The 14,837-nt window shown below is 48.5% G+C and carries 16 protein-coding genes; 12 read left to right on the forward strand and 4 right to left on the reverse strand.

Translation table 11 applies throughout. The annotated features are described in order from the left end of the window. Window positions 1-35 precede the first annotated feature (35 nt). The 5 genes from GCU39_RS26700 (at window position 36) to lpdD (ending at window position 3,894) form a co-directional block, all read left to right on the forward strand. On the forward strand, window positions 36-272 hold the full coding sequence (locus tag GCU39_RS26700) for a hypothetical protein (RefSeq protein ID WP_193726643.1): 237 nt from the start codon (window positions 36-38) through the stop codon (window positions 270-272). A 160-nt stretch (window positions 273-432) separates the two neighbouring features. Continuing rightward, on the forward strand, window positions 433-1,608 hold the full coding sequence (locus GCU39_RS26705; protein ID WP_152396246.1) for an MFS transporter: 1,176 nt from the start codon (window positions 433-435) through the stop codon (window positions 1,606-1,608). Between the two features lie 38 nt (window positions 1,609-1,646). Next, the gene (locus GCU39_RS26710; RefSeq protein WP_152396247.1) at window positions 1,647-2,297 is read left to right on the forward strand and encodes a DsbA family oxidoreductase; all 651 of its coding nucleotides are present in this window, start codon (window positions 1,647-1,649) and stop codon (window positions 2,295-2,297) included. Between the two features lie 236 nt (window positions 2,298-2,533). After that, entirely contained in the window at window positions 2,534-3,451 is a 918-nt protein-coding gene (locus tag GCU39_RS26715) for an EamA family transporter (protein ID WP_152396248.1), read from the forward strand. Window positions 3,452-3,522: 71 nt separating this feature from the next. After that, the gene (gene lpdD / locus GCU39_RS26720; RefSeq protein WP_193726644.1) at window positions 3,523-3,894 is read left to right on the forward strand and encodes a prenylated flavin chaperone LpdD; all 372 of its coding nucleotides are present in this window, start codon (window positions 3,523-3,525) and stop codon (window positions 3,892-3,894) included. A gap of 82 nt (window positions 3,895-3,976) precedes the next feature. Here lpdD and GCU39_RS26725 read toward each other — a convergent pair whose 3' ends face one another. Together GCU39_RS26725 and GCU39_RS26730 are read right to left on the reverse strand one after the other, a co-directional pair. Then, window positions 3,977-4,765 (reverse strand): ABC transporter ATP-binding protein, encoded by a 789-nt coding sequence (locus tag GCU39_RS26725; protein WP_152396250.1) that lies wholly within the window; start codon window positions 4,763-4,765, stop codon window positions 3,977-3,979. 34 nt (window positions 4,766-4,799) lie between these two features. Further along, window positions 4,800-5,066 (reverse strand): hypothetical protein, encoded by a 267-nt coding sequence (locus GCU39_RS26730; RefSeq protein ID WP_152396251.1) that lies wholly within the window; start codon window positions 5,064-5,066, stop codon window positions 4,800-4,802. Window positions 5,067-5,304: 238 nt separating this feature from the next. On the opposite strand from GCU39_RS26730, the gene GCU39_RS26735 reads away from it, so the two are divergent. After that, window positions 5,305-6,507, forward strand: a complete 1,203-nt coding sequence (locus GCU39_RS26735; RefSeq protein WP_152396252.1) for an MGDG synthase family glycosyltransferase — start codon at window positions 5,305-5,307, stop codon at window positions 6,505-6,507. A gap of 14 nt (window positions 6,508-6,521) precedes the next feature. Here the strand turns inward: GCU39_RS26735 and GCU39_RS26740 are convergent, their stop codons facing one another. After that, complete coding sequence (locus GCU39_RS26740) at window positions 6,522-7,859, reverse strand: TrkH family potassium uptake protein (protein WP_152397451.1); 1,338 nt, start codon at window positions 7,857-7,859, stop codon at window positions 6,522-6,524. Between the two features lie 161 nt (window positions 7,860-8,020). On the opposite strand from GCU39_RS26740, the gene GCU39_RS26745 reads away from it, so the two are divergent. After that, window positions 8,021-8,257, forward strand: coding sequence for a hypothetical protein (locus GCU39_RS26745; protein ID WP_152396253.1), 237 nt, complete (start codon window positions 8,021-8,023; stop codon window positions 8,255-8,257). Window positions 8,258-8,325: 68 nt separating this feature from the next. On the opposite strand, the gene GCU39_RS26750 is transcribed toward GCU39_RS26745, so the two are convergent. Further along, complete coding sequence (locus GCU39_RS26750) at window positions 8,326-8,943, reverse strand: DUF3298 and DUF4163 domain-containing protein (RefSeq protein WP_152396254.1); 618 nt, start codon at window positions 8,941-8,943, stop codon at window positions 8,326-8,328. 270 nt (window positions 8,944-9,213) lie between these two features. On the opposite strand from GCU39_RS26750, the gene GCU39_RS26755 reads away from it, so the two are divergent. The 5 genes from GCU39_RS26755 (at window position 9,214) to GCU39_RS26775 (ending at window position 14,552) form a co-directional block, all read left to right on the forward strand. After that, window positions 9,214-9,642, forward strand: coding sequence for a MarR family winged helix-turn-helix transcriptional regulator (locus tag GCU39_RS26755; protein ID WP_152396255.1), 429 nt, complete (start codon window positions 9,214-9,216; stop codon window positions 9,640-9,642). A gap of 33 nt (window positions 9,643-9,675) precedes the next feature. Then, entirely contained in the window at window positions 9,676-10,428 is a 753-nt protein-coding gene (locus GCU39_RS26760) for an SDR family NAD(P)-dependent oxidoreductase (RefSeq protein WP_152396256.1), read from the forward strand. A 489-nt stretch (window positions 10,429-10,917) separates the two neighbouring features. Next, window positions 10,918-12,246 carry an FAD-dependent oxidoreductase gene (locus GCU39_RS26765; RefSeq protein WP_152396257.1) on the forward strand — a complete coding sequence of 443 codons (1,329 nt, stop codon included), beginning with the start codon at window positions 10,918-10,920 and terminating at the stop codon, window positions 12,244-12,246. Window positions 12,247-12,425: 179 nt separating this feature from the next. Beyond that, a complete protein-coding gene (locus GCU39_RS26770) occupies window positions 12,426-13,733 on the forward strand; it encodes an MFS transporter (protein ID WP_152396258.1) in 1,308 nt (435 codons plus the stop codon). Between the two features lie 135 nt (window positions 13,734-13,868). After that, on the forward strand, window positions 13,869-14,552 hold the full coding sequence (locus GCU39_RS26775) for a queuosine precursor transporter (RefSeq protein WP_152396259.1): 684 nt from the start codon (window positions 13,869-13,871) through the stop codon (window positions 14,550-14,552). The last annotated feature ends 285 nt before the right edge of the window (window positions 14,553-14,837 follow it).

The raw sequence follows: 14,837 nt of genomic DNA on the forward strand, positions 1-14,837 counted from the left end.
CGTGGGGGCTCAAGGGCTCAATAACTGCTGCTTTTTTGCAGTTATTTGGCCCGCCACCTCGCTATGCGCTCGAAATAACTGCAAAAAAGCAGTTAATGAGCGAGTCGATGCGCTGTGCGCCTGAAATAACTGCAAAAAAGCAGTTAATGAGCCCGCCGCCGCGCTGTGCGCCCAAAATAACTGCAAAAAAGCAGTTAATGAGCGAGCCGCCGCGCCGTGCGCTCGAAATAACTGCAAAAAAGCAGTTATTTCGAGCGTGTGATCGCGCCTGAGCCCGCCACCGCGCCGCGCACGAAGGTGCTTACTTTTCGGTCTAATGAAGCGGCACCACGCCGCCCGCTAATCTATTCATGCCGTGCACAATGGAGATCATTGTGGTAGGATAGTGGGCGACGAAGGTTAGATGATGCGTACAAGCGGGAGGAAGCATCTTTGAGAATATTACTAAAATTATTGCAAGCCATTTTCTATTCTACTAACGCATTATTAATCCCCTACATGCCGCTTCTGTTGAAGTCCCACGGATTTAGCCCCCTGGAGACGGGGAGTTTGCTGGCGCTAGGGCCCTTTATTGCGATATTTGCACAACCGCTCGCGGGCATGATCAGCGATAAGATCGGAGCGATCCGGCCAATTCTGATCGTGCTATGGACGTTTATGGGGCTTAGCGCGCTGCTCTTATTCACGACGGGAGTTCAATCCGTAGCTGCCGTGGCCGTCGTGGCACTATATGTGTTCTTCCTACCGGCTGTATCCTTGCTAGACGCCTTGATGGTGAAGAGCGCGGAACAGTTAAATGAAACCTACAGCTCCCTGCGATTATGGGGCTCGGTCGGCTTTATGCTGACATTGATCATTGTCGGCGGACAGTTCGATGCATGGGGCGGCGTACATGCGTTGCTATGGATTTTCGCACCGATCTGGATCGGGGTACTAGTTATCTTTCTGATCATGCGCGAGCCTACAGCACAATCGGCATCGGGGGCAGGTTCAGAGACCAGACTATCGCGTACGATGCTGCGCAGTGCGCTGCTGAACCCGTCTTTATTCGTCTTCTTGGGTCTTATTTTCTTGATTGCCGTTCCGCACCGGATGAATGATACGCTCTTATCTCTCCATATGGAGCATCTCGGAGCTAACGCAAGCCAGATTTCATGGGCTTGGGCGGTTGCGGGAGCGAGTGAAGTCATCGGATTCTATGTCATGGCGAAGATGATTCGCGGCGATCGCTTGAAGCAATTGCTTGGACTCACGGCGCTTTTATATGCGATTCGTTGGGGACTCTATGTGTTTATCACCGAACCCTGGGCAATTGTCGCTCTACAGATTACACATATGTTCACGTATGTTGCGATCTGGGCGGGTTCCATCGAATATATTTCCACCGCTTTGCCGAAGCAGATTGTAGCGACAGGACAGGCGCTGCTCAGTATGGTATTCATTGGTCTAGGGGGACTCGCCGGAGGTTCGATCGGCGGAGCGATCCAGGAGCATATGGGGGAATCCGCCATGTATGCGATGGGGGTTGTATGCTGTGCGGTGGCTTGGCTTGGGTTCCTGGTATGGAACCGCCGCAGTACAGTTGAAGCGAAGCTGCAGGAAGCGTAGAATGAACACATAAAATCACATGAGGCAGGTGTAGTGACATGAAGGTAGAGATTTGGTCTGATTATCAATGTCCGTTTTGCTATATGGGTAAACGGCAATTTGAGGCAGCACTTAAGGAATTTCCACAGCAAGACGCCATTGAAGTTGTGTACAAAAGCTTTGAGCTAGATCCCAATGCTCCGCTAGAGCCGAAGGAAACGATTGATGAGATGCTCGCCTCAAAATACGGCATGTCCATTGAACAGGCAAAAGCGATGAATGCGGATGTAGCCGCCCGTGCTGCTGAAGTGGGATTAACATATGTATTCGATGAAATGAAGCCATTGAATTCGTTCGCGGTGCATCGCCTGACACATTTTGCTGCAACTCGCGGACTGCAGCAGCAATTGACTGAGAGGTTATTCGCTGCATATTTCACGGAATCGAAGTCGCTGAGTGATACGGAGACGTTATTAGCTCTAGCTGTAGACGTTGGATTAGATCGAGAAGAGGCTACAGCGATGCTGGCTAGCGATGAGTTCGCTAATGAAGTCCGCGCGGATGAACAAGAAGGAAGTCGTTTGGGCGTCCAAGGCGTACCGTTCTTTGTGTTCAACCGAAGATACGCTGTATCTGGTGCGCAATCGCAGGACGTCTTCAAAGATGTCCTTCAGAAAGCATGGGATGAATCGGGAGTGAATAAGAACTAGCCAATACCTTCATATTGACCTGAAGGGTGAATTCTCATACAATAGACAACAACAAGCAAGTATCATATGGATTTTTAAATTCACGCGTGGGTAGCCATGTCGTTGAAGGCGAAATTTTGACAGAGCGTTCTTCGCTTTGGTTTCATTCGCCCCTTGTTCAGTTATTGAACAAGGGGCTTTTGTTCGTTTATTTACAGAAAAAATGACATCATGTCGATACAGAAAGGGGTTCTTGGATGGAACGATTTAAGTATTCTACACTTGTATTTCTTGGTGCATGTAGTTATGGGGTGTTATCCACCATTCTGAAGCTCGGACTCGGTGCTGGCTTTACTGTACCGCAAATTCTAGGTGGGCAGTATTTCTTCGGCTGGTCTATGCTGCTTGTTCTTATGTTGATCTTCTCCAGGGTCAAAGTTCAGATCAAGCAAGTTGGCGCCTTGCTGCTCGCAGGGATTCCGATGAGTTTGACAGGGATTTTCTATAGTGTAGCTGTAGCTCAGCTTCCGGCATCACTCGCGGTGCTCTTATTATTCCAATTCACATGGATTGGCGTTATTCTCGAAGCGATCTGGGAACGTAAATTCCCGAGCCGTGGCAAAATAATCTCCATTATTGTCTTGATTCTAGGTACTCTGCTCGCAGGGGGCGTATTGGAGCAAGGAGGCGGAAGCTACACACCGCTCGGCATTGCAATGGGCTTGTTATCTGCTTTGACCTTTGCCATCTATATCTTCGTCAGCGGTAAAGTGGCGACGAATGTTCCGGTCTTATCTAAAAGCTTCATTATGGTTAGCGGTGCGCTGATCGTCTTGTTCATCGTTATTACGCCAAGCTTCTTGTTCGACGGGTCGCTAGCGCAGGGCGCATGGATTTATTCTGTACCTCAGGCGCTCTTAGGGAGTATTATTCCTGTCGTATTCTTCGCCATAGGTGTACCGAAGGTTGGACCCGGTCTTGGGACGATTCTCGGCGCAGCCGAGCTTCCGGCAGCGGTTATCGTATCTGTCTTGGTCTTGCAGGAGCAAGTGTCTGGATTGCAATGGACAGGAATTCTACTCATTATCGTTGGGATTGTCATTCCGCAGTTCACATCTATGCAGTCTAAGGATGATCTCAAGCCGCGCAAACTGCAAGAATCCAGCTCCATTTGATGATTCGATACACGACATGATACGATTATCGAAATAACCTCATCAAGTGGATGGATGAAGGAGCGTATACGATGATTGAACAATCGATTATCCCTTGTGTAGACAGCGAGATTACATTCTCCGTTGTTCCTCAAGGCGAAGATTTATGCGTGACGATTGCAGGAGGGACTAAGCCGCATATTGGTGCGGTTGCGCTGGCTCAGGTTCGTCCAAGCCTCGCGGACCCGAATCGCTTGAGCGCTTCGGTTTCCGTCTTGACTCTGCTCGGGCACAAGGAAGACGAGATCGCAAGGTTCGTTGCACAGCAAATTGCGGTTGCACGAGGGGCGAACGTCGTTGTATCCTGTGGCGTGCATATTGACGACGCAAGTCTGGAGCAGTTGCGTGAAATCGACCATGTGATACGTACTTGGTGTGCGGAATTCGTACGCCAACTTGGCTAATACTGCTGTAAAAAGACAAAGCTGCCAGGCTCATGCTTGGCAGCTTTTGACGTCGTATAGGAGATGTTCAACCAAGGGTATCCTAATGATTAGTATCCCCGGCAAGCGTTAGCCACTTGCGGTTATGATGTTCTTGTACTTCTACCGGGGTATCGAAGAAGTCGCTTAGCACATCCGATTGCAGACAGTTCGCCGTCTCATCGGCTTTGTAGATTTCCCCGCTCTTCACGAGCAATGTATGCGTGAAGCATGGCGTAATCTCTTCGATGTGATGCGTCACATAGAGCAAGGTGGGGCCGCCGGGCTGCTGCGTAATTCGCTCAATCATTTGCAACAGTTGTTCTCGTGCGAAGATATCAAGCCCTGTGCAAGGCTCATCCAGAATCAAGAGGTCCGGATTAGCCATGAGTGCCCGAGCGATGAGAATTTTCTGGCGCTGGCCTTGCGATAACGTGTCGTATGTACGTGCAGCAAGTGCGGAACAGCCTAGGAAATCCATTAATTCTTCGGCCTGCTTCAGATCTTGCTCTTCCGTCTTATCATACAGACCAATGGTTGCAAATTTGCCGCTGAGGACAATATTGAGCGCCGTCTGGTGCCCGTATAGCTTCTGTTGTAAGGAGGTACTGACCCAACCGATTCGTTTGCGGAGCTCGCGAAGATCCACTTCGCCGAATTTATGGTCCAGCACTTCGACATGACCCGTCGTCGGCCAGATATAGCCGTTCACGACATTGAGCATCGTTGTTTTGCCCGACCCGTTCAGTCCGACGATACACCAGTGTTGTCCCTGCTTGACTTCCCAATTCATACCGTGCAAGATCATCGTCGTATCACGTCGCCATGATACATTTTTCAGTGATATAATCATGCCCAAGTTTCCCCTCCTTATGCATGTCCTACAATTATGCTTGGGCTAGCGCTTCTTCAGCTGCATCTAAGATTTGGTCGAACAATGCATCATCGGCTTCGATGAGTGCGTCGGCCGCCAGTAATTCCTCTTCGCTTCCTGATTCTTTGGCGAAGCTCAAGCTGTAGTCCCAGTCAATGCCTCTCTTGCTGTGCAGAGAAATTTCGTAGAGGGAAGCATGCTGTTCGAGTGTGAATTGGACAGACCCGTAGTATCCCTCCTCACGCTGTTCCATCACGGCGTCTACGATTGTTAATTTCATTGTCTTGCCACCTGTTCTTATGGATTCTTGAAACGTGTTATCGGTTATTATACCACTTTCTTGGTAAATTTCACGAATTTAGCAGGGATATGTCCGGCAGTTCACGTCTTATATATTGAAGGGGTAACAACTCGACCAAAGTCTAGGATGAAATACCGCTTTAAGTCAGTGTTGAAACTTTTCATAACGGACTACAATGATATTAGGATCAAGTATTAAAAAAGGAAGGAAGCTTGAGATGATACGAAATGGAGCCGCAGCGAGCCAATCGCGAATTTTGATTCTCTCCGGTCCTCTGGGACATGGACATTTGCAGACTGCAAAATCAATAGTAGAAGCTTCGCAGTTAATTCGCAGCGACATTGATGTAGAAATTGTTGATTACATGGAGACGACTTCACCGCATTTGCACCAGGTTGGCGCATTCTGTTATGCCCAATGGGTAAGAACATTCCCAAGCATTTACGGTTACTTATATAAGAAAACAAGACATGAGAATTTTATGGTTAAAGAAGCGAAACGTGTTCGAGGTTCAAGTCTGCGTGCGCTCTTGAAATTGATTGAAGAGAAGAAGCCATCGGTGATCGTGAGTACGTTCCCGCCGGCAGCTGTTGCGGTATCCAAGCTGAAAATGCGTGGCTTGATTAACTGCAAGACAGCAACGGTAATTACCGATTATACGGATCATAGCTTTTGGCTGAACCCTGGAACGGATTTGTACTTGGTTGGGTCTGAGCGTGTAGCGCGTTCCTTGATGCATCGAGGGATCGCTCGCTCCACGATCGAAGTTACAGGGATTCCTGTACGTCCGAAGTTCTATAAGACTTATGATCGCGAACAGCTGCAGCGCAAATACCAGTTGGATCCGAATAAATTAACCGTCATGCTCATGGGCGGAGGCTGGGGATTGATTCCGGATGCCGTCCTGCGCTCTATGCAAAATCCGCAGTGGAAAAATCGCGTGCAATTCGTGGTGATCTGCGGTGCGAATGAGAGACTGAGACATCGACTCCAAGGCATTGCGGATCATAGCGAAGTATCGATTACCGTCCTTGGCTATGTGGAGCAAATCCATGAGTGGATGGCATGTTCAGATCTGATGATGACGAAGCCAGGCGGAATCTCGACTAGTGAAGCGCTGATGCAGCAGCTGCCGTTATTACTGTACAAAGCACTGCCAGGGCAAGAAGAGGATAATGTGCAAGAGTTAGTGGAGACGGGAATGGCGGTGTACGCGCCAACGGAAGCGGAGCTTGAAATGCAATTGGCGTGGATGATGACGGATCCAACGCGGATTCGAGGAATGCGCGCTCAGGCGAAATCCTTGCGCAAACATTCCCCGTACCATGCCTTATCAGCCATACTTACTTTAGAAGAAACTTCACCTTTATCCATACCGATGTATGAACAGGCTACATTACAAGTGACCCCACTCATCTAATGAAACCAAGAGGATTAACCGATCATCATTTTGCCTTCCGGGCGTCGGTATCCTCTTTTTACATTTCGGGAACCAAGGGCAAAGGCAAGGGTAAGCGGTCCTAGACGTCCAATCAGCATGGTGACGTTTAGGATGATCTTGCCCGCAAGCGTGAGGTCTGGTGTCATTCCCATCGAGAATCCTACCGTGCCAACGGCCGAGGTGGTCTCGAACAAGATTGCAATGAAAGAGTCCTTCTCCGTCATCGATAGGACGGTAGACACTGTAATGACGAGGAACAGCGCAATGAAGGTAATGGTCAAGGCTCGTAGGATTAATTCCTTGGATAGGCGGTAACGGAACATCTCGACATCCTCTCGTCCTTGAATCATAGCAATGGCGGAGACGATGAGAACGGCAAAGGTCGTGACTTTGATTCCGCCGCCGGTTGAACCGGGAGCCGCACCGATGAACATGAGGATGATCATGATGAATTGGGTTACCTGTCGAAGTGCTCCGATATCCAGGGTGCTCGTTCCAGCGGACCGGGTAGCGACGGATTGGAAGAAGGAAGCGTAAATCTTGCCGGAGAGGTCAAGGGTACCCAGGGTCTGCGGATTTGTATATTCCAGGACGAAGATAATGATCCCGCCTCCGATCCAGAGGATCCCGCTTGTCGTTAGAACCACTTTCGTATGCAGTGAGAGTCGACGCATATGCTTGTAATCGAACAATTCGGCTAGAACGACGAAGCCGACGCTGCCAGCGAAGATCAGCATATAGGATACGACGTTAAATAACGGATCATCGACGAATGCCTTGAAGCTGCTGAAATCGCCGAATAGATCGAACCCGCCATTATTGAATAGTGAAATCGCATGGAACACACCGAAATAAATCGATTGATGGAGCGGCATATCTCTCGCCCAGTGAAAGGTGAAGATGAGCGCTGCGGAAGCCTCGATCAGAATCGAGAAGAAGATAACCTTGCGAATCAACCGTACGATGCCTTCAATGCTGTTAGCATTCATAGCCTCTTGGAGAATAAGTCGTTCGCGCAGGGAGATGCGTTTCTTCATCATCAGTGCGAAGATCGTAGCGAAGGTCATGAATCCGAGTCCACCAATCTGGACGAGGAGCATAATGACGACTTGTCCGAAGGTGGAGAAGGTTGTGATAGTATCCACGACGACAAGTCCGGTTACACAGGTCGCAGAGGTTGACGTGAAGAGCGCGTCTTCCCAGGATAAGGGCTGAAGTCCTTCACGGACCGCAAAGGGGAGCATGAGCAGGATGGTGCCGATGCAGATGAGGATGACAAAACCAACCGTCAAGGTGCGTGCAGGTGACAGTCTAAAAGTCCGATGTACCATGTTACTCAATCTAATCTTCACCTCGTTCCAGCAATGTCCTGACGATTAGTCTGTCCAAACTGAGCCATAAGAAAAATAATTTGGATAAAAAATAGGACAAAGTATTCTAACCCGTGCATCTCCTTCATATAGTAAGAATACCAAGAGAGGAGGTGATTCGGATGTTACAAGAAGAGTTCAATGATGAATTGGAAGCGATTTCCGAATCCGAAGCAGACGAGGCTGCTGAGGAAGCTGCAGAGGTAGAAGAGGCTCAGGCGGAAGAAGCGTCGGATGATAGCGACGAAGCGGAAGAGTCAGTGGATGCTGAGGCGTCAGATGAGGACGAGGAAGCGTCGGATGAGGAATCGGAAGAAGATTCGGAAGACGAAGCAGCGGAGGAATCGGAAGAAGCTTAGTCGCTGCGGCTTCGTTCAAGAATGGCGAACACCCCCAATCGATCGATTGGGGGTGTTCGCTGTGCGCGCTAACTTGCGGAGAGAATGCCGAGAGGGCCACTCTCATTGATGATGTCTTGGATCTGATAGACGGAGATGGGGAACATCGGAAAGCCATAATAATAAGGCGTAATTTCATACAGCTCGAAGTATATGACGAGTGATTTGTCCGCAACATAATAGTCTTGATCCGGTCGAATACTGGTGAACGGCTCGAGTAGATCGATATGACGCTCCTTGATTTGAACGCGAATAATGTCCGACAACCGCTGTACATAGTTGCTACCCGGTTTGAAGAGTTCTGCTAGGCTGTAGAACTTGCCCGTCTTCACATTGCCTGTCAATGATTTAAGGTAGGTCATCCCATGGGCTTGATGATCATAGAACGCGTAGTTGCTCTGCGTTAAGCTTAGGATCGCGCGTTCATTCGTCTTGATCTCATAGCCGCCCTGCATTTCGGATTGCGGTGTGTTGGGGTTGAAGTTCTGCATTTTTATCAAAGACTCCGCTTGATTCTTGATCGTGATGTTCATTCGCTTCTCAACGACGGTATTGGGCAAATGAATGATTTGCGGGTAATATATCTTTACGTTTTTGGATTGTATCGAAGCAGTCTTCAGCTGCACGGGAAATGAATATGGGTCCATGGCGTTCATCCTTTCGCAGAGGGGGCTCAACGTTCACACAGGGGACAATGGCCTATACACTCTGGCAAGTTATTCTATGTGATTCGGAGTAAAGTGCAACTTGTCCTCAAGCAAACGTCAAGCGGAGGCTGTTAATCGAGCTACTATGTTATAATTTTCACAAAATTGACATATTTAGAGTGTGGAAGTACAATTAAATTGTTAATAGGTATTAATTATTTTAAATAAAGATATTTGTTTGATGCGAAGCTGAGGTGATCCAGACAGAAGATGAATCGACGTGAAGAATTATATTCGGTGATGTCCGACTATGTCGCGAAATTGGTTGTTGGCTATGCCAAAATGAATGAGCTCTCCTCATCGCAGTTATACATTCTCAAGGTGCTGGGAACCAAAGGGGACAAGAATTGCTCGGAACTTGCCAAGCTGCTGGATGTATCCTTGCCCGCGGTAACAAGTCTCGTTAATAAGCTGGTGAAGAAGGGTTACGTCAGACGCCATACGCCGGAGAATAACCGCCGCGTGGTCATGCTGCAGATCAGCCAGCCGGGACTTGAGATGCTGCGTCAGAGTGATGCGAGGTTTGCGGAGATAATGGACGAGATGCTGCAAGATTTCCCAGAGGAAGAGTTAGATGTTCTTCTTGGCTACTACAAGAGAATGAACGGAAATATGAAGATTAAGCAGATGCAGGACTAATCGATATCTAACAACATGGGGGAGGAAACGAATATGGCAAGATTAGCAGGGAAAGTGGCGATTGTAACAGGTGCAGCAGGCGGTATGGGGAAAGCAGATGCATTACTTTTTGCTGAAGAAGGTGCTAAAGTTGTCGTAACCGATGTTCAATTCGATAAGGTTCAAGAGGTTGTATCAGAGATTAAGCAGCATGGCGGGGAAGCCATCGGATTCTGGCATGATGTGGCCTCTGAGGAAGATTGGGCAACGATCGTTCAAGAGACCGTGAAGCAGTTCGGGAAGATCGATGTCCTGGTGAATAATGCGGGGATCTCTAGTATGGTACCGATGCTTGATTCGTCTGTTGAGCTCTGGAACAAGATTATGTCCATTAACTTGACAGGCGTCTTCTTAGGTCAGAAATTCGTGATCCCTCACATGATTGAGAATGGCGGCGGTTCGATCGTGAATATCTCTTCCATTGCTGGATTAACAGGCGGCAGCGGTGCGGGGGCTTATACGGCAAGTAAAGGAGCGGTTCGTCTTCTGACGAAAGCGACGGCGGTTGACTTTGCGAAGAATAACATCCGCGTGAATTCCATCCACCCGGGCTATATCGAGACACCAATGACCGTAGACCTCATGGCGAATGATGAAATGAGACAATGGTTCTTGATGCAGACACCGCTTCCTCGTCTTGGTAAAGCCGAAGATATCGCGAAGGCGGTGCTATTCTTAGCTTCCGACGAATCTTCGTACATTACAGGTGTAGAGCTTCCGGTAGACGGCGGTTATTTCGCCAAATAAAGCACATGGAAGATCCTCTTCGGCGATACGTTGGAGAGGATTCTTTTGTGTTCTGACCTGCGTCGTGAAGGGGAAAGGGGATTCATCACAGTTATTATGTGAAAAATTGAACAAAGCTTGAACGTTGCAAAAAACCTCTTGCCTTTCATCGAAAAGTGCTATATGATTACCTCATCAGCAAGTTGTGAAAAATGTCACATTAAATCTTGCTAGAATGTGGTAAAGAATGTTGGCCTTGATCGTCGGTGGTATCGTCCATCGAATCACGAAGATGATGTGATCGAGCGGGTAATAATGTCAGAGGGCATCCTGTGCTGCACGCTAAGAAGTGAAATATTTCACATAGCAAGAGTGTCGCAGGAAATGGAATGCAAAATGACACGTTAGATCATCGAGCAGCCAGCAACTATACCTTTTAATGTGAATGTATTCACAATGTAAATCAAAGAACAACCCATCAGAGGTTACCATATCGAGGAGGCGTTTTTTATGAAAATAGCAGTTATCGGATGTACCCATGCAGGAACAGCAGCCATCGTGAATGCAGCGAATTTGTATCCAGACGCAGAGATTACGGTCTATGAAAGAAATGATAATATCTCGTTCTTATCGTGCGGGATTGCACTCTATGTCGGTGGGGTCGTGAAGGATGCGCAAGGACTGTTCTATTCGTCGCCAGAGAAACTGGCTGAGCTAGGCGTGACCACGAAGATGCGTCATGACGTGATCGGTGTTGATACGGCGAACAAGACCCTTCGTGCGAAGAATCTAGAGACGAATGAAGAGATCGAAGATACGTTCGACAAGTTGATCATTACAACGGGCTCGTGGCCAATTCTACCGAAAATCGAGGGATGGCAGCTCGACAATATCGTCCTCTCGAAGAACTTCAACCATTCGAATACGATTATCGAGAAAGCGAAGGAAGCGAAGCGGATCGTCGTCGTAGGCGCAGGGTACATCGGGATTGAGCTTGTCGAAGCGTTCGAGATGAACGGGAAGCAAGTAACCTTGATTGATAGCACAGAGCGTGTGCTCAGCAAGTACCTCGATCCTGAGTTCACGGCACAGACGGAAGAGACGTTGCAATCGCACGGCATCGAACTTGCACTAGGTCAGACAGTTACACGGTTCGAAGGCGAAGCGGGTAAAGTGACGAAAGTCGTGACGACCAAGGGCGAATACGAAGCAGATCTGGTCATCCTATGCATCGGCTTTAGACCGAATACGGAGCTATTCAAAGGGCAGCTGAAAATGATGGATAACGGCGCGATCATCGTGGATGCGTATATGCGTACAAGCCAACCGGATGTCTATGCCGCAGGCGATAGCTGCGCTATTGTCTACAACCCGACAGGTGAGCATGCTTACATCCCGCTTGCAACCAATGCCGTACGGATGGGGACGCTTGTCGCTCGCAACTTGGTGGAGCCGAAGATTGCTTATATGGGAACACAAGGCACGTCGGGCATCAAAATCTATGAAGAGAACATTGCTACAACAGGCTTAACGGAGACGGCAGCTCTCGACATGGGAATGGATGTGAAAAGTGTAACAATCAAGGAGCATGACCGTCCAGAGTTCATGCCGACATACGAGGATGTCACGCTTAAAGTCGTCTATGATGCGAAGACACGCCGCATTATCGGCGCACAGCTGATCTCGAAGGCAGACCTCACCCAATCGGTGAACACCATTTCGGTCTGCATCCAGAATCGGATGACCGTCGATCAACTCGGCTTCGTCGACTTCTTCTTCCAGCCGCATTACAATAAGCCGTGGAACTTCTTGAACACAGCGGGCTTGCAAGCACAATAACACAAGATCATAAAAGGGTAAGGGCTTCGCTATATCGAATGCTCCTTGCCCTTTTTTCGCGTGCAGGTCGACGTATCATCTGTCATATAAATCCAGTTGCTATATACAATCATTTGTGATTAAATGTTTGTAGTTTTGTGCAAAAATTCAGAAACGATGCAAAATCGTAGGGGGATCTTATGAACAACGTGGTAAGTCAGAACAGTCTTGAAGGTGAACCAACCGAGACGCGAGGACAGCGGATCAAGACGCTCGCGGGGTCTATTCTCGGGTATGCGGCAGAAGGGCTCGATATGCTGCTTCTATCCTTTGTCCTTGTTTTTATTATTAAAGATTTCTCGCTAACGACGGTGCAAGCCGGGAACTTGACGTTAGCTACGACGATCGGGATGCTGGTCGGTTCGTATTTGTTCGGTTTTCTAGCGGATTTATTCGGCCGGATTAAGATGTTGTCGCTTACGATTCTATTATTCTCAGTCGCCACAGCACTCATCTATTTCGCTAATGATTATTGGCACCTGCTCACGCTCAGATTTTTTGTTGGTATGGGTGTCGGTGGGGAATTCGGGATTGGTATGGCAATTGTTACAGAAACATGGTCGAAAAAGATGCGTGCACGCGCGACGTCAGGCGTTGCATTCGGTTGGCAGCTCGGCGTGTTATGCGCATCATTCTTACCAGCATTGATCGTACCGCATTTCGGATGGCGCGCGGTGTTCTTGTTCGGATTGATACCTGCCTTGCTCGCGGTCTTCGTGCGTAAGAGCTTAAGTGAACCTAAAATGTGGGAAGTGAAGCAGAAGCGTAAGAAATTATTGCTTCAAAAAGAACGTGAAGGGACGATTCTCCCGGACGAGCAAGTGGAATTGAACAGCATGAAGAAGTTTCCGCTCCGGAGACTATTCGCGAATAAAAAGCTGACGATGACAACGATCGGCCTTATTGTCATGTCCTTTGTTCAGAACTTCGGCTACTACGGGATCTTCACCTGGATGCCGACGGTATTGTCTGAGAAGTACGGATTTACGCTTGCGAAGGCAAGTGGATGGATGCTTATCTCGACGATCGGGATGTTAATCGGGATTGGGGTCTTCGGGGTCTTGGCGGACCGTATTGGCCGTCGTAAAACCTTCACCATCTATTATGTAGGCGGAACGATCTATTGCATTATCTACTTCTTCGTGCTGACGGATGCAACATCATTGCTGTGGGGAAGCGCGCTGCTTGGTTTCTTTGCAAACGGGATGATGGGCGGATTCGGCGCGATTCTGGCTGAACATTATCCATCGGAAGCGCGTTCGACAGCGGAGAACTTTATTTTCGGAACAGGTCGCGGTCTTGCAGGCTTTGGCCCGACGGTGATTGGCGCGATTGCGATCGGCGGGAATATCATGGGGGCGATGTCCTTGATCTTCTGTATCTACCCGATTGGTCTACTCTTCATGCTCTTGTTCGTACCAGAGACAAAGGGCAAAGCCTTGGATTAATTTAACGAAGCGGATGAGGCTAGTCACTGCTTTAGGATTTGTGATATAGTACTATGATGTGCTTTGGTAAAAACTTGAGTCCCAAAGCCGCGGTTCGTAACCATCCCGCGTTATCAAAACTAGGAGGAGATACAATTGTTTAATTTAGGTTTCGGGGTCTGTTTTGCCCTGGTGAATTTTGCACTATTTCTAATCTGTTATCGATTCTTCGGTAAAAAAGGGCTGTATGCTTGGGTCGGTGTTGCAACGGTTATCGCCAATATCCAAGTCACGAAAAATATCGAGATGTTCGGCTTCGTCATGACGCTCGGGAATACGATTTACGGCACGATTTACTTGACGAGCGACTTACTGAATGAGAAATATGGCGAAAAGGAAGCAAAAAAAGCGGTCTGGTTCGGGTTCTTCACGCTCATTATGACAACGATTATGATGCAGATGGCCCTGCAGTTCAAGCCGCATGAGTCGGGTATGGAGGCGCAAGCTGCGCTGGAGATGATCTTCGGCTTAATGCCGCGATTGGCGCTAGGTAGTCTTGCAGCATACTTCATCAGTCAGTTCTTGGATGTACGCATCTATACGTTCTTGAAAAAGGTATTCCATAAACCGAATCAGCTCTGGATTCGCAGCAACGGTAGTACGGGAATCAGCCAATTGGTCGACTCCGCCGTCTTCTGTACGATTGCATTCGCGGGTGTGTATTCCTGGGATGTCTGGTTCGATATTTTCATTACGACGTATGTGCTTAAATTTATTATATCTGTCGCTTCGACGCCGGCTTTATATATCGCGCGAAGCTTTAAGTTTAAAGAAGAGTAAGAGGGACGCCGCATGTTCAGGGGAGCTGAGCATGCGGCGTTTTTTTGTGTGCATTGAAGATACATGGATCACTCTAGGGGTGGGGAGGGGTGTCCCTCTCCAGCCGGCTCTTGTCCGCCCATTCCTGGATTGGATAGAAGGATGGAATGGGCTACCAAAGGCCGGACGCAGGCTCTTCTGAGGGACACCCCATCCTTCCTTATTGGGGTGATCAACGACTAATACAAAAACACGCCACATGCATAGGGAGGGAAAAGAAGGGAAGCGCAGCATGCGCTTCCTTTC

This window comes from Paenibacillus guangzhouensis (genome assembly GCF_009363075.1).
GTDB lineage: Bacteria > Bacillota > Bacilli > Paenibacillales > Paenibacillaceae > Paenibacillus_K > Paenibacillus_K guangzhouensis.